Annotated in this window: 19 protein-coding genes; 8 read left to right on the forward strand and 11 right to left on the reverse strand. The window is 44.4% G+C overall.

Going from position 1 to position 17,100, the window contains the following annotated elements:
- Positions 1-132: 132 nt before the first annotated feature.
- The 5 genes from M3191_RS03215 to M3191_RS03235 all read left to right on the forward strand — a co-directional run bounded on the left by M3191_RS03215 (position 133) and on the right by M3191_RS03235 (position 4,532).
- Positions 133-1,029 (forward strand): LysR family transcriptional regulator, encoded by an 897-nt coding sequence (locus M3191_RS03215; protein ID WP_251697990.1) that lies wholly within the window; start codon positions 133-135, stop codon positions 1,027-1,029.
- Between the two features lie 56 nt (positions 1,030-1,085).
- On the forward strand, positions 1,086-1,745 hold the full coding sequence (locus M3191_RS03220) for a lysoplasmalogenase (RefSeq protein ID WP_251697991.1): 660 nt from the start codon (positions 1,086-1,088) through the stop codon (positions 1,743-1,745).
- Between the two features lie 37 nt (positions 1,746-1,782).
- On the forward strand, positions 1,783-3,009 hold the full coding sequence (gene pepT / locus M3191_RS03225; RefSeq protein WP_251697992.1) for a peptidase T: 1,227 nt from the start codon (positions 1,783-1,785) through the stop codon (positions 3,007-3,009).
- A 12-nt stretch (positions 3,010-3,021) separates the two neighbouring features.
- Positions 3,022-3,981 carry a DMT family transporter gene (locus tag M3191_RS03230; protein ID WP_251697993.1) on the forward strand — a complete coding sequence of 320 codons (960 nt, stop codon included), beginning with the start codon at positions 3,022-3,024 and terminating at the stop codon, positions 3,979-3,981.
- A 125-nt stretch (positions 3,982-4,106) separates the two neighbouring features.
- On the forward strand, positions 4,107-4,532 hold the full coding sequence (locus tag M3191_RS03235; RefSeq protein WP_251697994.1) for a hypothetical protein: 426 nt from the start codon (positions 4,107-4,109) through the stop codon (positions 4,530-4,532).
- Between the two features lie 20 nt (positions 4,533-4,552).
- On the opposite strand, the gene M3191_RS03240 is transcribed toward M3191_RS03235, so the two are convergent.
- The 9 genes from M3191_RS03240 to M3191_RS03280 form a co-directional block, all read right to left on the reverse strand.
- Positions 4,553-5,305, reverse strand: coding sequence for a DUF4184 family protein (locus M3191_RS03240; RefSeq protein WP_251697995.1), 753 nt, complete (start codon positions 5,303-5,305; stop codon positions 4,553-4,555).
- Between the two features lie 187 nt (positions 5,306-5,492).
- Positions 5,493-6,257 (reverse strand): hypothetical protein, encoded by a 765-nt coding sequence (locus M3191_RS03245; protein ID WP_251697996.1) that lies wholly within the window; start codon positions 6,255-6,257, stop codon positions 5,493-5,495.
- Positions 6,247-6,744: an RNA polymerase sigma factor gene (locus M3191_RS03250; protein ID WP_251697997.1), complete on the reverse strand. Its 498-nt coding sequence runs from the start codon at positions 6,742-6,744 to the stop codon at positions 6,247-6,249. The genes M3191_RS03245 and M3191_RS03250 overlap by 11 nt, the downstream gene beginning before the upstream one ends.
- 123 nt (positions 6,745-6,867) lie before the next feature.
- Positions 6,868-7,218 (reverse strand): Clp protease ClpB, encoded by a 351-nt coding sequence (locus M3191_RS03255; protein WP_251697998.1) that lies wholly within the window; start codon positions 7,216-7,218, stop codon positions 6,868-6,870.
- Between the two features lie 125 nt (positions 7,219-7,343).
- Positions 7,344-8,456, reverse strand: coding sequence for an ABC transporter substrate-binding protein (locus tag M3191_RS03260; RefSeq protein ID WP_251697999.1), 1,113 nt, complete (start codon positions 8,454-8,456; stop codon positions 7,344-7,346).
- Entirely contained in the window at positions 8,453-9,241 is a 789-nt protein-coding gene (locus M3191_RS03265; RefSeq protein ID WP_251698000.1) for an ABC transporter ATP-binding protein, read from the reverse strand. The genes M3191_RS03260 and M3191_RS03265 overlap by 4 nt, the downstream gene beginning before the upstream one ends.
- 4 nt (positions 9,242-9,245) lie before the next feature.
- A complete protein-coding gene (locus M3191_RS03270) occupies positions 9,246-10,067 on the reverse strand; it encodes an ABC transporter permease (protein ID WP_251698001.1) in 822 nt (273 codons plus the stop codon).
- Between the two features lie 422 nt (positions 10,068-10,489).
- Positions 10,490-10,843 (reverse strand): rhodanese-like domain-containing protein, encoded by a 354-nt coding sequence (locus M3191_RS03275; protein ID WP_251698002.1) that lies wholly within the window; start codon positions 10,841-10,843, stop codon positions 10,490-10,492.
- A gap of 474 nt (positions 10,844-11,317) precedes the next feature.
- Positions 11,318-12,589 (reverse strand): acetyl-CoA hydrolase/transferase family protein, encoded by a 1,272-nt coding sequence (locus tag M3191_RS03280; RefSeq protein WP_251698003.1) that lies wholly within the window; start codon positions 12,587-12,589, stop codon positions 11,318-11,320.
- Positions 12,590-12,845: 256 nt separating this feature from the next.
- Here M3191_RS03280 and M3191_RS03285 point away from each other — a divergent pair, with 256 nt between their 5' ends.
- Positions 12,846-13,394, forward strand: a complete 549-nt coding sequence (locus M3191_RS03285; RefSeq protein ID WP_251698004.1) for a hypothetical protein — start codon at positions 12,846-12,848, stop codon at positions 13,392-13,394.
- A gap of 5 nt (positions 13,395-13,399) precedes the next feature.
- Here M3191_RS03285 and M3191_RS03290 read toward each other — a convergent pair whose 3' ends face one another.
- On the reverse strand, positions 13,400-13,678 hold the full coding sequence (locus tag M3191_RS03290; RefSeq protein WP_353056500.1) for a hypothetical protein: 279 nt from the start codon (positions 13,676-13,678) through the stop codon (positions 13,400-13,402).
- A 70-nt stretch (positions 13,679-13,748) separates the two neighbouring features.
- On the opposite strand from M3191_RS03290, the gene M3191_RS03295 reads away from it, so the two are divergent.
- A complete protein-coding gene (locus M3191_RS03295; protein WP_251698005.1) occupies positions 13,749-14,063 on the forward strand; it encodes a CHY zinc finger protein in 315 nt (104 codons plus the stop codon).
- Positions 14,064-14,183: 120 nt separating this feature from the next.
- Entirely contained in the window at positions 14,184-15,830 is a 1,647-nt protein-coding gene (locus M3191_RS03300) for an SLC13 family permease (RefSeq protein ID WP_251698006.1), read from the forward strand.
- A 53-nt stretch (positions 15,831-15,883) separates the two neighbouring features.
- Here the strand turns inward: M3191_RS03300 and M3191_RS03305 are convergent, their stop codons facing one another.
- On the reverse strand, positions 15,884-17,071 hold the full coding sequence (locus M3191_RS03305; RefSeq protein ID WP_251698007.1) for an MFS transporter: 1,188 nt from the start codon (positions 17,069-17,071) through the stop codon (positions 15,884-15,886).
- Positions 17,072-17,100 lie beyond the last annotated feature (29 nt).

Consider the following 17,100-nt stretch of genomic DNA (forward strand, 5'->3'; position numbering starts at 1 on the left):
TCGTACTCTTCTTTTCAACCAAATGTACCACCTCCTGTCTAAGCCTAATATGCCCCATTACATAAGTAAAATAAATTATGATAATACCCATGATAAGTAAAATGATATGATTGAACGCAAGGAGGGATGGATATGGACCAACGACTTCAAGTATTCGTTACGGTAGCGGAAAAAGAGAGCTTTTCACGCGCTGCCGAAGAGCATCATATGACCCAGCCGGCAGTGAGCCAATATATCCGTCAGCTCGAGGAACTGATCGGGGCAAGGCTGCTGGAACGTACGAATAAATATGTCCGTCTAAACAAGGCCGGGGAAATCGTCTACCATCATGCGAAGGAAATTCTTGCTTTGTATACGAAAATGCAAAACCTTGTCGATGATCTGGCGAATAAGGCTAGCGGTCCATTGTCGATCGGTGCAAGTTATACATTCGGGGAATACGTGTTGCCACGCATTATCGCCAATTTGCAACAGACTTATCCCGATATCCAACCGACTGTAAAAATCGGCAATACGGCGACCGTTGCCGATCTCGTCGCAAGCCACCAGCTCGATATCGGAATTGTGGAAGGGAATTTCAATGCGGCAAGGCTCATTGTAGAGGATTTTGCTGAAGACGCCATGGTGATAGTCAGTTCTGTCGAGCATCCGCTTGTCAGTAGGAAAGAACCGCTCGAAATGGTGGATTTGGAGAAGGAGACTTGGATTGTACGTGAGCACGGCTCCGGTACGCGGGAAGCGATGGATAATTTATTCGAGCAACACGGGATTTCACCGACGAAGCTCATGGATTTCAGCAGCACGCAGCCGATCAAGGAATCGGTCGAAGCGGGTCTCGGAATCAGCCTACTCTCCCATTGGTCGATTAAAAAAGAATTGAGAAACGGCGATTTGCGAGTGTTGGATGTGAAAGGACTCCCCCACCGCCGTCAATTTTCCATTGTGACAAATACACCGTTCCAAACGAAGGCACTCGAAGTTTTCATTGATATCCTACGGACAAAAAAACTGTTGACGACACTTAAATAGAAGGACTTCCGCCTCCGACTATCGAAATGAAAAGGAGGAGAGGAGCTGTACATGCAGTGAGGATAATTTTATTGACAGCCATCATCATAATAGGTGCCATATATATCTTTTTCATCCCGCCTGATCCAGTCGGTTTCAAGATTTTCATGAAGCTTATTCCGATGGCGCTCATTATCATGTTCGCTGCGATGACGCTGCCACTTGTGTCACAGACATATAAAAGAATGGTCATTGCGGGATTATGTGTCTGCATGATTGCAGATGGTGTCATCTATTGGTTCATGGCAGGACTTATCACCTTTTTCATCGGGCATCTTTTTTACATCTTCGCTTTTAAGACTGCTAGCCGTAAACGTGTACCGATATGGGCTGCGATTCTGCTTGTGCTTTATGGTGTCCTTATGGCCATCTGGATTGCAGGGTCCCAGTTCACCAATGGAGAAACCATGCTTGGATTGGCTATCCTCGCCTATATCACAGTCATTTTGACAATGGGATGGATGGCGATCCGTACGAGAATGGCACTGGCCATTACCGGTGCGCTGCTCTTCATGTTCTCGGATTCCGTGCTCGCCATAGACCGATTCATCATCGATATTCCTTATCGGGAAGCCTTTGTCATGGTGACATACTATGCTGCACAGGTATTCATCGCCGCAAGCATTGGCAGCCGGGTCGTCAAGTATTCCGTGAATCGAAACAATCTGATAAGATAAAGGAAACTATGCTTTTCATTAACTGGAGGTATTTGGAATGAAGGAAAAACTGATTGAACGTCTGACTCGTTACGCAAAAATCGATACACAATCGGATGCGAATAGCACATCCACACCATCCACACCTGGTCAATGGGATCTGCTGCACGTACTTGAAAAAGAACTTGCTGAAATTGGCATGGAAGAAATCACTTTGGATGAAAACGGATATTTATTCGCCACTTTACCGTCAACTACCGACAAAGATCTGCCGGTAATCGGATTTCTCGCTCATGTCGACACGGCGACCGACTACACTGGCAAAAACGTTAATCCACAGCGGATCGACGATTATGACGGCAGCGACATCCAGTTGAATGAACAGACGACAATGTCAGTCTCCAAATTCCCTGAGCTGAAAAATTATCTAGGTCATACACTCATCACAACAGATGGCACGACGTTGTTAGGTGCCGACAATAAAGCCGGAGTTGCTGAAATCATGACGGCAATGGAGTATTTGATTCAGAACCCGGAAATTAAACACGGTAAACTGCGTGTTGCTTTCACACCTGACGAAGAAATTGGGCGTGGACCACATAAATTCGATGTAGAAGCATTCGGTGCAAAGTATGCCTACACAATGGATGGCGGACCGCTTGGCGAGCTGCAATATGAGAGCTTCAATGCGGCTGGAGCAAAAGTCACGTTCCACGGAACGAATGTGCATCCGGGATCCGCAAAGGACAAGATGGTGAACTCCATTCTCATCGCGAACCAATTCCAAGCGGCAATGCCTGCGAATGAGATTCCACAAGTGACAGACGGTTACGAGGGGTTCGTTCATCTGATGAATGTTAATGGATCTGTCGAGAAGACCGAGTTGCACTATATTATCCGCTACTTCGACCGTGAAACGTTTGAAGCGCGCAAGCAATTGTTCGTCGACACAGCTGCTAAACTAAAGAAAGAGCACGGCGACCATGTTGTTGAGCTTGAACTGAACGATCAATATTTCAATATGGGCGAGAAAATCGAGCCAGTCATGGAAATCGTGGATATTATTTCGGATGCATTTAAAGTACTCGATATTAAGCCGGATATCGTGCCGGTGCGCGGTGGAACGGACGGTTCGCAACTTTCCTATATGGGCATGCCGACGCCGAATATTTTCACAGGCGGAGAGAATTACCACGGCAAATATGAATATATTTCTGTCGACAATATGGAGAAGGCAACGAATGTAATCATCGAAGCTGTAAAGCTATTCGAAGAACGCGCATAAGGGGGCGTTGCTGTGAAAGCTATTTGGATCGGTATTTTATCATCTCTGTTTTTCGCGGTGACGTTCGTGTTAAACAGATCGATGGAGATTTCGGGAGGCAGCTGGTTATGGAGCGCCTCCCTCCGCTATTTCTTCATGGTTCCATTTTTGATTGCCATCGTGGCGTATCGGAAAGGGCTTCGAGATACAGGCAAGGCAATGGCTGCAAAGCCCCTTCCCTTTTTCGGCTGGAGCATCGTTGCATTCGTATTATTCTATGCCCCTTTGACCTTTTCTGCAGCGTATAGTCCTGGATGGCTGCTAGCGGGAACTTGGCAACTGACGATTGTCGCAGGCGTTCTGTTAGCGCCACTATTCGTCATAGTCGTGAAGACAGATGAAGGAGAAAAGAGGATTCGACAGCGGATTCCTTTCGTATCACTTTTGATTACATTGATCATTTTTGCAGGTGTTGTCTTGATTCAAATCCCGAATGCGAACAGTGTCGATACGCGTACTTTATTGCTCGGCATCCTTCCCGTTGTCATTGCTGCGTTCGCTTATCCTTTGGGTAATCGGAAAATGATGGATTTGTTGCAGGGAAGGCTTGATATGTTTCAACGTGTGCTAGCGATGACATTGATGACGATTCCGGTTTGGATCGGATTTGCTGTTTACGCAATGTTGACTGTTGGACCGCCTTCCATGAATCAGGTTATCCAGTCGCTAATTGTCGCGGTTAGCTCAGGCGTCATTGCAACGACGCTTTTCTTCATGGCCACAGACCTTGTCCAACATGACCAAGGCAAGCTCGCTGCGGTGGAAGCGACGCAATCGACAGAGCTCATTTTCGCGATGATCGGCGAAATGATCATTTTACATATCGCTTTTCCTGGTCCGCTTTCTATGATCGGTATATTGGTGATCATTATCGGTATGGCGCTTCATAGTTATCAGACATCCGTGGGGAAGAAGAAGATGTCCGTCGTGTAATGCTATTAGTAGGAAAAGGAGGAATTATAGTTAAGAAGACTTTTACCTTTTACACTTCTTATTTTCCTACTAGTCGCTTGCAATCAATCTGTAATTGAAACAAAAAAAGTGATCCTGGTGTCCCAATGCCTCAGGATATCCCTGAGGACTTTGGCTTTGCTATCCAATACGGCGCCGGAAAGAAGCATGAAATCAATACATTTACTAGTACGTTTACGAAAGATTTAATTACCGCAGGGACTGTAACGACTGATATGACATTTACCGAAGAGGAAATGGAATTTATTTATGCCAAGATGAAGGAAATTAATATTGCAGACACAAAGCAACTCATACCTGAACCAATTGGGTGCACGATGGAACCATACGGGGAAGACGAATGGGTTATTCTTATCAACAAGGAAACAATAAGACAAACCGTTTCAGAAACTTATTGTGAACCGACTCAAGAAGCGCAGCAGCTTATTGATTTGCGGGAGACGATTTTTGATTTGATTAAAAAGAAGGATAGCTATAAGGAACTGCCCGAAGCGGTAGGCGGGTATGAGTAAGAATGCTATAAAAAAAACGCTCAAAACGAGCGTTTTTTGTGTCTGTAGAAAAAACTAAAGCAAAGTGAAACAATCAGCAAACTGGCCAGGACAGAATCTATGATCCGCACAACAATAACTCCGTATAATTCAATCGGGATTGAATGAATGAAATGCCATGTCACAAACAAAAAGATTGATAACAATCCGATTGATCCCCAATACCTCAATTTTTGTATCGGTTCTGTCCCCCTACCCCGATTCCTATTATATTTTGTCGCCCGATAAAACATATAAATACCGATGGCACTTATTCCTACAAATGTGCTGCCATGTTGAAGGAATTTATAGACTGGAATATTATAATTGAAAACTTGCAAAGTATTTTTAAGCACCGATAATTTATTCACCAAAAAACCATTGATATGCGTAAACGAATCCCAGACTACATGAGTCAGCATGCCAAATAACGCTGAGTAGAGAAAGACAACTGCCTTTAACGATTTAGATGAATCCTGCTTTTCAGAAGGCGTTTCTTGCAGGAAAAACGGTAAATGTTCAAATAAAGTTCTATGTATATATGCTTGATAAATCAGATAAACAACCGAGACAACCGGAAGATTCAAAGTCACAAACCCGATAAATGTATGACCAATCTCGCCAGATGGTTTTCCTCTTAGAAAGTACTCAAAGTCAGGCGACATACTTCCTAAAACCAATGCTAGGAAATTTACATATTTACTGTTTCTCGAAAAAGGCAACGCTGCTGCCGGATGAGCGAATGTTAAGGGCATAAGTTCAACTCCTAAAGCTGCTTAGTTATTATTCTTTTTATAAACTGCTTGCCAGTCAATAGTACCATATTGTTTTAAACAAAAAGGAGACATCGATTCTAACGTGAATTGCATGTCCTCACTCGAAAAAAACGCTCAAAATGAGCGTTTTTACGTTTATTATCCTCATATTGCTAAAGCACCTCAATCATTTTAGCAGCTTCAATAAAACAGAATTTTCTTCTTGCGTTACAAGAATGTCTTGTTGTTCAGAGTTGCCATCTATATATGTTACATTTACTTTGATGATTACGTCGTCAACTATTACATTATTACCATCGTGAGGAATGGCAAGGGTATATTTATATTTTTCCTGTTCATTATAGGTAACTGTGTACGTTTTCCCGATATTCCTTATACCCTCATATACACCTGAACCCGGCTCACTAATAACGAAATCTATCTTTTCCGATCTTAACCATTCAGCGCCTGGATGCTTTTTAGATGTAAATGTAACATCTTCTACAGTAAATGTAACATCTTCTACAAACTTGCCGTGGCTCATTGTATACGTAATTGACTCGATTTGTTCTCCAGTTATTTTGAGCATAACATCTGTGAAGATGTATCCACCTCCATCACCGCCCATACCCGTAATACCCATTCTATCGTTAGTTGCTAATTCAATAGCAGCTTGTTCTGATGTAATCGTTGTATTCAGCTCTTTCCCATCATCACTCAGTGCATAAGCCGTGATTGCAAAGTTTGCAACTTGGAGCTCTCCATCTTTATTAAAATACGGAATGCCCATCATAATGGCCAATAGGATTGCAAATGCACTTGCTACCGGAATCCACCTTTTAAAATCCATGTGAACCGATTTTCTCTTTCCAATATTCTCTTTCACACGATTTTCCATTGCTTTTGACATTTCAATTGAAGTAACAGCCTCTTTAATCTTCTCAAAATTCATTTTCATTCTCCTTTCGATATCTCTCCCGTAGAAGCTCTCTTCCCCGTTGTAATCGCTTTTTCACTGCTGATGTAGTAATAGTAAGGATTTTTGCTATTTCATCGACTTTATAGCCTTCCACATAATGAAGTAACAATACAACTTTATGTTTAGTTGGTAATCTCATAAGGTGATCAAGTAACCCATAATTTTCATCCTCTTTACTATAGAGTTGCAAATCATTGATATCCATATGTTTACGAATAATATTGTATCTTCTCATATTCTTACAGCGATTCGTGGCAATCGTTATCAACCACGCCTTCTCATGTTCTGCATCATTGAAATTTGGAGATTTAGTTAGATAAGTTATAAAAGTGTCTTGTACGACATCCTCTGCATCTTTCTCATTGGACAACAGAACAAGACATATCCTGAACAGCATATTGCCGTATGTATCAACCATTTGCTCTACATCTAGTTCAGTCGACCAAACTACTTGTTGCAACGTCAATCAACCCCTTTCACTACTAACACACTTGAAGATGCTAAAAGGTGACATATTGTTGGAGATGATATAAAAGAAGTGCTTAGTTTATCGAAAAACTAAGCACTTTTTATTCACAGCAGATCAGCGGTAGTTATGGTCATTCTGATACTTTAACCACTCATCGATTTCCGCTTTTATAAATCTTTTCTGCTCAGCGATTGTTAAATATGGGATGAATCGATACGTGTCATAGCTGCTAAGTTCCGCTCTTTCCGAATCATCCTTTAAAATAATGTCTTCTAATGCCTGTTCACTTGTTTGCAGATATTCAGCAAGTTGAGTTATTGTCATTAAATCAGCTGTTGAATTGATAACTTGTGGATTGTTCTCTTGTTTAGTTGTTTTATTCGTTGCGCTACTGAGAATAAAAGCAGACAGTACGATTGATAATCCCAGGATGACAGTCCCTATTAGATACGTTGATTGTTTCAAATTGCGCCCCCCAGTATTTTACAACACTTGTATTTATTTTAACTGAATTGCGCGTTGATAAACAACAAAAAAAGGAGACGCCAATTCTTATGAATTGCATCCCCGTAATAGTGGACCTTTTTCTTTTATTTATAAGCACCAATAATCTCTACAGCTTCCTCTGCCAATGAAGTATCAACGGCTTTATCGAAATCGATATCACCGCGAATTGCACCGTTCGCTTTATATGTTTCGTATTGCTTCTTGATATCATCCACGAACATCCTACCGTCCGGATCGAGCCCGGTGACATTCACTTTATCCCATAGCTCCGGATCTTTCAAAGCGGTATGCTTCACCATAATGTCCACAATTTCTTCCTTGCCTTCCCCTTTAAAGAACGCGTCGTTGTAATCCCTGACGCCTTTCAAGTAGGCAGCCATGAAGCGGAGCGAAATTTCTTCCTCGTCCATGAATTTTGGCGAAGCGAGAACCATTGCGATTTGTGATTCTGGCGCATAGTCGGTTGCATCTTTGAAACGGACGTGTAAGCCATTTGCGACGCCTTGCGCAATGAGCGGTTCAATATTCAACGCAGCGTCTATTGTTCCTGCGTTAATCGCGCCAAGCATTGAACCGAAGTCAGCGATATGAACGTATTCGACGTCATCTTCTGTCAATCCGGCATGTTTCAACATTTCCTCGTAAATATATCCATCAATCGAGTTTCTGGAAGACACGCCAATCTTTTTCCCGCGGAAATCTGGATAATCTTTAATTTCATCTACCATATGGTTTCCAATGACGAAAGTGAAATACGATTTCCCTGGCATATTATGCCCTTTATCCGCGATGATCCGAACATCGATGCCTTGCGCAATCGCGTTAAAGAATGAAGCGGTCGATACGCCGCCCGCAATATCGACTTCCCCCGCTGCAAGTGCTGGAAGCATGTCGTCGCTATTGGCGAAATCAGCGAATTCAACTTCGATATTATAGTCTTCAAAATACCCTTTTTCCTTCGCAATATAGAACCCAGCACCGGAAGCCGCACCGTCTTCAGCAATCATCACTTTCACCCGTTTCTCAAGTGGCGCCAAATCTCCAGAAGGTGCCTCAGCGACTGTATCGTCAGGCGGTGTTTCCACTTTAGTCGGCGGAGCGGGCTCTTGTTTAGCGCATGCGGCAAGTACAAGCATGACAGCCAACATCATCATCCAACCATATTTGAACCCTTTCACTCTTTTTCCCCATTTCATTTGTTCTCTTTCCTGGACCGCTGTACTTCGTCTTGCAAATGTTTCCAAATATCGACAAACTGCGCTGCAAGTTTCGGGTCTTTCCGGATATCTTCCACTGTCCTAGGTCGTGGTGTGTCAATATTCACTTGTTGGATGATCTTCCCTGGTTGTGCACTCATAAGCAGAATTCGATCGCTCAGTAATAATGCTTCGTCAATGCTATGTGTTATGAAGATCACTGTTTTTTTTGTTTCCGACCAGATGGATAACAATTCTTCTTGGAGGATGAACTTATTCTGTTCATCCAACGCAGCGAACGGTTCATCCATAAGGAGGATTTCGGGATCATTTGCGAACGCACGGGCTATGCTTACCCGCTGTTTCATTCCCCCGGATAATTCCTTAGGGTAAAGATGTGAAAACGGATCAAGTCCAGTCTTTTTTAAGTAATATTCCGTCCTCTCCCGAATGACGTCCTTCGGCATTTTCCGCATTTTCAACCCAAATGCAACATTCTCCTTCACAGTCAGCCAGGGGATGACGCCCCTTTCCTGGAACACCATCGATTGGAGAGGACGTCCTTCTTGTTCCGACCGAATTTCGAATTCACCGATACTCGGTTGTTCCAGACCCGCCAATATCCGCAATAAAGTCGTTTTGCCACAGCCGCTCGGTCCGACAATGCAGACAAATTCCCCTTCTCCTATTGAGAGGGAAATATCGTCGAGAGCTGTCACACTTGATTGCTTCTTGTAAAATGCCTTCGTCAGATTCCTGATTTCGATTTTCGCTTTCTTTCTCATCCACTCACCTCCAAGGTAACAACTTTTTCTGAAGACCGCGAAGCATCAAGGAAAAGAGATAGCCGAAAAAGGAGATGAGGATGAGTCCGACGTACATTTCCTGGAGCAGAAATGCTTTATACGACGTCCAGATCAAATATCCGATACCCGATGTCGCCCCCATCATTTCTGCAGCGACAATCGTGAGCAATGCAATCGCCTGCCCCATCTGGATTCCTTCCAGCATGACCGGCAAAGCACCAGGCAAAGCAATTTTGAAAAAGAACTGCACTTTACCTGCTCCATAATTATTTGCAACATCCAAATAAATTCGGTCGATGTTCAAAACCCCAGCCGCCGTATTGATGACAACCGGGAAAAATACGCTTCCTGCGATCGTAACAACTTTCGACAAATCACCGATCCCAAATAGGATGATGATGATCGGCAGCAATGCAAGCGTCGGAATCGGCATTAGTGCCATGACGATCGGCTGAACAAAATGACGGATCGGGGAATAAAGACCCATCAGCAAACCGATGACAACCCCTGGTATGACACCCGCAAGGAAACCTGCAAAAATCCGGTACAACGAAACCCCGATATGGTCCGCCATCGCCCCGCTCGCAATCATTTTGACAAAGGTGCCTAAAATGGCGGATGGCGGAGGGAAAAACCGGATATCAATTATCCCCGTTCTCGACATCACTTCCCACAACAGCAACAGGAAGATTGGCGAAGCGATCGTCAATAGCTGCTTATATCGTTCCTTCGATTGTCTGTGCTTCCATTCTCGCTGTTCGATCTCATACGGATCGCGTCCAATAGTCGCCTTATCTTTTTTCAACGTTCACCACCTCTTCATAACAATAATATGTATACGCCTATGGGTTTGGTTGGGCAAATGGCGCGGTTTTTGGCGAATTGGCGAGGTTTGGATGGATGGGAAGGATAGTTTTGAGCGCGGGTCGGCTCGCTTTGGATGCGCGATGGCTCGCTTTGGACGCGCAGCTGCTTGCTTTGGACGCGCGAGGGCTCGCTTTGGACGCGCGGGGGATCGCTTTGGACGCGCGGGAGCTCGCTTTGGACGCGCGGGGACTTGCTTTGGACGCGCGGGGGATCACTTTGGACGCGCGGGGACTTGCTTTGGACGCGTGGGGGATCGCTTTGGACGCGGGACGGCTTGCTTTGGACGCACGGTGGCTTGCTTTGGACGTCAAAAAGCATCCGCCGCGATTTCCGCAACAGATGCTTTCGTGTTTTAGTAACTTATCCGCGCCATGCGCTCATACCGCCCCTGACGTTCGTGACATTTGTGAATCCCGACTTTTTCAGGATATTTGCGGCTTGAGAACTTCGCATGCCGCTCTGGCAAATGACGACAACCTCTTTATTCTTATCGAGTTTATCCAACTTGGATTTCAACAAATTCAGAGGAATATTGGTAAATTCATTAATATGGCATCCTTTGTATTCTGCCGGCGTACGGACATCAATGAATTGCTTCGACTTATCTTTCAACACCGTCTTCAGTTCGTCGGTAGATATCGATTTCACGCCTTTTGACGGCATCATGCGCCATGCGAAAAATGCAATTATTGCTATGATAATAATCCATTCCATCGGTTTTCACTCCTTAGTTTTTGCGGCAACTATAATAATGGTTTAGTGGCCCCTCTTCGAACAATGAACCGGGTCGCAAGCATACCCTGCGCAGTATTATTATTGCACCTTCAATATACCACCGCGGGTATATGGCGCGCAATAGTTTTGTTTATCACCGCTTAGGAGAGGCTTATCACCGCTGAGATGGAGTTTATCACCACTTAGGAGATGGTTATCACCACTCAGACGAGGTTTATCACCACTTGACCAATATTCCCCACTTCGTATGTAGTATTTTCACCACTTTCAATGACCTTGGAAGTGTTATCACCGATTTGGAATAGTTTATCACCGACTTGAATGACTTTATCACCGACTCTTGATGTGTTATCACCGATTCGGGGGAATTTACCACCGTTTGAATATAATTCAGCTTAAAATTTGTCCGCTCCATCAAAAAAGGAGAAGCCACACTCGGCCTCTCCCCCTTAATTAGTCGATAAAACCAAATTCTCTAGCTTCCCTCATTAATTCTTCCCTAAACTTAGGATGTGCGATGCCAATCAATGCTTTCGCCCTCTCGGATAGTGACTTGCCATGCAATCTGGCAATCCCATACTCCGTTACAACATTGTCCACGTAGTTTTTTGAGGTAGTCACGACAGAGCCTGGCGCAAGATGCAGCTTGATTCTCGAAATCGTGTCATTTTTCGCCGTCGAATGCATACACACATACCCTTTGCCGTATTTCGACAATCGGACACCTCTAGCAAAATCGGCCTGGCCACCGCTAGAAGAGTAATAGCGCCCTGCCACTGTTTCGGAAGCGCATTGCCCATACAAATCGACTTCTGTCGTTGCATTAATCGACACCATATGATCCTCTTTTGCAATTTCATATGCATCATTGACGACACTTACCGGCAGAAACTCCACTGATGGATTGTTATCGAGGAAATCATAAAGCCGCTGTGATCCGAAAGCGAATGTCGCAATAATTTTCCCTGTACGGGACGACTTTTTCATTCCATCCACCGCACCCGACTCAACTAAATCAACAATGCCATCCGTCAGCATTTCCGTGTGGATGCCCAAATGCTTGCGGTCCTTGAGCATCTTCATGACAGCATTCGGAATAGCACCGATGCCGATCTGCAACGTATCGCCATCTTGGATATCTTTTGTTATATACTCCGCGATTTTCTGATCTTTTTCCGTAATTACCGGCGATAACTCTTCAGTCAACGGCAAATCATTTTCAATGAATCCCGCAATTTGGCTAATGTGGATTTGATTCGCCCCGAAAGTGCGCGGCATGTGGCGGTTCACTTCTAATATAAAAGGAACCTTCCCGATAAATTCAGCGGCATAATCAGCATTCGTGCCAAGCGAAAAATAGCCATGCTCATCCATCGGCGAAGCGACCGCCATGACCATCGGTTTCTTCGTCGTCTTCTGCAGCAATCTATACATTTCCTGAAACACATTTGGAATTAATTCGACATGCCCTTCCCAAAATGCTTTTCTCGTCGCTCCGCTCAGGAAGTACGAAATGTGGGAAAGGTGTCCGGTCATTTTACCGTTTATATAGCCACGCTCACGAAGTGCCAACATTTGATGCACTTTGACGTTATCCAATTTCTCGTAATTTGCTTCAAGTACATCCAACAAACCGTGTGGCTCGCCATTTGAAAGAGGGATAATAATGTCAGTGTCTTTTTCAATTAATCCGATACATTCCAATGATTTTAATAGCTTTGTCATATGTCACACTTCCCTGCTGTTGTATTGCAATCAGTATAGTACAGTCTGAGAGCCTGCTCAACTTGTTGAAAAGTGTGCCAATACTTATAATTGTCATATGACAAAACTATCGAGCGATCAAATTAGACAATTGAATAGTTATAGTGTTTACGTAAATAACCCGCAACATCTCTTATTCACATTACATGACCTGCTTGATATTGAAAAAACGGCGGATTGCATTCGAGCTGTGCAAACAGTCAGCGGAAGCCCAAATATGACGATTGCTGCTTCTTTCTTTATGCGGCGTTTTGGAATGTTCATCAATATGCAGTTGTATAATTTAGCGGTTTATGACGAAGTTTGGGATGGCGATGCAGCGAAGATGTATTTTGGAGCGGTCGAAGAGTATGGAAACCGGACAGTAAGCACCTTTGTCGAAGAGTGCGATTGGCGAGTGGTCGACGAAAATGAACGTCGGGCTGCCATCCGGAAAATCTTGTTGCAAGCTGACAAAGTCATCCGTCAAATCCGGACAGTCACCTCCGTCTCTCCGCTGACTCTGTGGGAGAACATTTTCGGCTTTTTGCTGTGGCAGTATCATGTCATATTGAGCAATCCTGGCACGATAGAAAAAGCGCAGGCAGATGTAAGTTCCTTGAAAGATGACGAGATATGGAAAGACATTGCCTCCCACTCTCTATTTGGAGCTTTTTTAAAAGGAAGCGAGCCGTGCGATTTGCTGAACACGAAAGTTCGAACGACGTGCTGTTTTTCGAAAGATGTGCCTGGTTTGATGCAGTGTGGGTTTTGCCCGCTAAAATGAACTTTTCATCTTGCGCGGTATGCCAAATAAGATTGTTTAACGGAATAAAGAACGCCGATTGCTGCTCCAGAATAAAAAAAGCCCATGAAAATTCCCGCAGATAAATTGCCGCGATGGCTTATGAAAATTGATAAAATCAATGCAGCTACCGTGGCAATCGTCGTCAACCAACTCGACCGCACGCCGAACAGCCATTTAGCAGCCAATACAACCAACAATACAACCGGAACCGCCCAAAATGCATCCCATATATTTGTGTGGATGATCGGATATTCAGTTAACAAGAAAATCAGTCCTTTTTATATGCAGGCTTTCCGCAAGCATCTAATTTATTCATGTTGAGGAGGGGAATGAATGATTCATGTTTCAGGCAATGTCATCGATAGTGAGACGCGCTGTACGCATTACCATTCCGAGCTTGATATTATCGCGATTAAATTTTATTGCTGTGATACTTATTTTCCTTGCTATCAATGCCATGAAGAATCAGGTTGCGGAGACCATAAAGTTTGGCCGACAGAGAGGTTTGATGAAAAGGCTGTGTTGTGTGGGTGTTGTGGTCACGAACTGATGATAAATGAATATTTGGGTTGCAATTCAAAATGTCCTTCTTGTGGAGCGGGGTTTAATCCGGGGTGCCAACTGCATCGGGAGCTATATTTTGAGTGATTACGTAACGTTGTCCAATACCGGACAACGTTTTTTATGTGCTTGTCCCGCAAGTAGTTGAATAGTATACTCATAATGCACTGAAAAATTTTAACAATTACATAAAGGGGGAATTCGACAATGTTTTCATCGACATGGGACCGGTTGTGGCATATGCACGATCAGGTAAAAGACTTGTTCCGTTTCTTTTTCCGACCGGATTCTTCAGAGATGGCATCCGGCGGCGGGGGCGGTCAGAAAGTCGGTGTAGGAAACGCAGGCGGAGGGCGAGATCCACGGAGTTATTCACCAGCACAATTGATTGGACTAGTATTAGGACCGCTATTATTCTTTATTACTTTACTATTTTTCAAGCCTGAAGGACTTTCGCCAGAGGGTGTCGCCATTTTGGCGAGTACGATGTGGATCGCAACGTGGTGGATTACCGAGGCCATTCCTATCCCCGTTACTTCGTTACTGCCGCTAGTCCTGTTCCCTTTGTCCGGCGGTATGGAAGTGAAATCTACCGCTTCGGCATATGGAGACGAAACGATCTTTTTATTCATGGGAGGCTTCATGATAGCACTAGCCATGGAAAAATGGAATCTGCATCGCCGGATCGCATTGACGATCATTTCCGCGATCGGAACGAATATGGACCGCATCGTTTTAGGTTTCATGGTCGCAACCGGGTTCCTTTCCATGTGGATTTCCAATACGGCGACAGCAATGATGATGGTGCCGATAGGTCTTGCAATCATCTACCAAATTTCAGACGCGTTGAAGGATGACCCTTCCATCGATACGTCAAAAGAGAATTTCGGATTTGGTAAGGCGCTCATGTTGGGGATTGCTTATTCGGCTTCATTGGGTGGTATCGCGACATTGATCGGAACGCCGCCGAATACTTTGCTTGCGGGCGCAATCAATAAAATGTATGGCATTGAGCTGTCCTTTGCAAAATGGATGATGTTCGGTGTACCGCTTGCTTGGAGTTTCATTTTAATTACTTGGGTCTATCTTGTGAAATTTGCATTTCCTTCAAAAATCAAGACCCTGCCAGGTGGGCGCGGCATCATTGATAGCGAAAAGCAGAAATTGGGCAAAGCTTCTACGGAGGAAAGAATTGTACTGACGATTTTTGTATTGGCGGCTTTCTCTTGGATTACTCGAACTTTCCTGCTATCCAAGTTTATCGACGGGTTAAGTGATGGTGTCATTGCGATGGTATTTGCGATTCTTTTATTCATCATCCCATCAGTTACTAAAAAGGGTGATCACCTATTGGATTGGAATACGGCTGTTAAATTACCGTGGGGCATTCTCTTGCTCTTCGGGGGCGGTCTTGCAATCGCTGCCGGATTTGTCAGCTCGGAACTGTCCGTTTGGATTGGATCACAATTGTCGGGATTGAGTGGCGTACATATTCTTGTCGTCATCATTGTCGTCACAGCACTCGTCATCTTCTTGACGGAAATCACATCCAACACTGCAACCGCTTCCATGATGTATCCGATTATGGCGTCTCTTGCCGTCGCATTAGGGTTCCATCCGTATGCATTAATGATTGCAGCTGGTGTAGCCGCTTCTTGTGCGTTTATGCTGCCGGTTGCGACACCGCCGAACGCCGTCGTATTCGGTTCCGGCTATTTACGGATCCCTGACATGGCAAAAGCCGGATTTGCACTCAACATCATTGGAATCATCCTCGTTTCAGCAGCCATTTATGTCTTACTGCCGTTACTATGGGGAATCGATTTGACAACTATTCCAGAATCATTTAAATGAATAAATTGAAAACAGGGCTAGCCACATTTCTCCGGCTGCCCTGTTTTTATTCGTTACGCCCTGTTCGCTCTTCTATACCTAATCATCCCCACATAAACAACCGGCAACACCGCAGTAACTGCAATAAGCCCTCCCCAGCCAATCGTTTCATACAACGGACTGAACAACGTACTGCCCATGGCTACGCCAATGTAATAGGAAACTAAATATAGACTCGCTGCACTGCCCTTATGATGAGTCGCTTCCTTGCTGACGGATGCCGCCGTCAAAGAATGGGCCGTGAAAAATCCTAAACAGATTACACATAGACCGATAATGATCATAGCGAGCGATGAAAATGCTGTCATACCAATCCCTATGGCTAATAATGCAATCCCGGCAAGCCTGACATTGCGGAGACCGAACTTCCCTGAAAGCCACCCTGCAAGCGGAGCACCGACCACTCCGAACCCATACGCCAAGTATAAGTATGAAATCGTCTCAAGCGATAGGGAATACGGCGGGTCGATCAGATGAAACGGTAAATACGTCCACACTCCTGTAAAAGACAATTGAAGGACGATTCCTAAACCGAATACGATAAGCAATGCGGGGTTTTTGATATGAATTACGATTCCTTCGATATCTTTCGCAAAGGTCGTATCACTCGGCACGAAATTCCTTGATTTCGGCAACGTCAACAGTAGGATGATGAACAGCACCGTTCCAAAAATCGAAAGTATGTACAAGGACACTTGCCATGAAGCCTGTTCTGCAATGAACCCCGTCATGAAACGGCCGATCATGCCTCCCAGTCCATTGGAGGAAATATAGAGCGCTGTCGCGACACTTGTAAACTGCTTATGTATTTCCTCGCTGATATAGGCAAGTGCCGCGGCAGGTACACCAGCGAGTGCAAACCCTTGCACGAAGCGAAGAATGATGATGAGCAGGAATGAATCCGTGTTTGCGATAAGTAGAAATGGAATAGCCGATCCGATTAAAGAAAGGTAAATGTATACTTTCCGTCCGTTCCGATCCGAATAGAAACCGAGGACAATAAGTCCGGTTATTAGACCGATCGTCGTCATAGACATGGCCGTACTTGCATAAGAAACCGAGATACCGAACTCCTTTGTGAATAAAGGCAGGAGAGGCTGCATTGAATACATTGAGGCGAAGATGAAAATTGATGCGGACCCCAAGCCGATTACGATCTTCCAAAATTGAATATCCCTTAACGTATAGCCGTCATGTTGCATACTCCCACATCCAGTCGTCTGCCTACTAG

Origin of the sequence: Sporosarcina luteola (genome assembly GCF_023715535.1) — a bacterium.
Lineage (GTDB): Bacteria > Bacillota > Bacilli > Bacillales_A > Planococcaceae > Sporosarcina > Sporosarcina luteola_B.

Bases quoted from the DNA above. Each gene is read 5' to 3' on its own strand.
- M3191_RS03215 (WP_251697990.1), top strand. From the start codon at position 133: ATGGACCAACGACTTCAAGTATTCGTTACGGTAGCGGAAAAAGAGAGC.
- pepT (WP_251697992.1), top strand. From the start codon at position 1,783: ATGAAGGAAAAACTGATTGAACGTCTGACTCGTTACGCAAAAATCGAT.
- M3191_RS03235 (WP_251697994.1), top strand. From the start codon at position 4,107: ATGCCTCAGGATATCCCTGAGGACTTTGGCTTTGCTATCCAATACGGC.
- M3191_RS03240 (WP_251697995.1), bottom strand. From the start codon at position 5,305: ATGCCCTTAACATTCGCTCATCCGGCAGCAGCGTTGCCTTTTTCGAGA.
- M3191_RS03245 (WP_251697996.1), bottom strand. From the start codon at position 6,257: ATGAATTTTGAGAAGATTAAAGAGGCTGTTACTTCAATTGAAATGTCA.
- M3191_RS03260 (WP_251697999.1), bottom strand. From the start codon at position 8,456: ATGAAATGGGGAAAAAGAGTGAAAGGGTTCAAATATGGTTGGATGATG.
- M3191_RS03265 (WP_251698000.1), bottom strand. From the start codon at position 9,241: ATGAGAAAGAAAGCGAAAATCGAAATCAGGAATCTGACGAAGGCATTT.
- M3191_RS03275 (WP_251698002.1), bottom strand. From the start codon at position 10,843: ATGGAATGGATTATTATCATAGCAATAATTGCATTTTTCGCATGGCGC.
- M3191_RS03280 (WP_251698003.1), bottom strand. From the start codon at position 12,589: ATGACAAAGCTATTAAAATCATTGGAATGTATCGGATTAATTGAAAAA.
- M3191_RS03285 (WP_251698004.1), top strand. From the start codon at position 12,846: ATGACGATTGCTGCTTCTTTCTTTATGCGGCGTTTTGGAATGTTCATC.
- M3191_RS03295 (WP_251698005.1), top strand. From the start codon at position 13,749: ATGATTCATGTTTCAGGCAATGTCATCGATAGTGAGACGCGCTGTACG.
- M3191_RS03300 (WP_251698006.1), top strand. From the start codon at position 14,184: ATGTTTTCATCGACATGGGACCGGTTGTGGCATATGCACGATCAGGTA.
- M3191_RS03305 (WP_251698007.1), bottom strand. From the start codon at position 17,071: ATGCAACATGACGGCTATACGTTAAGGGATATTCAATTTTGGAAGATC.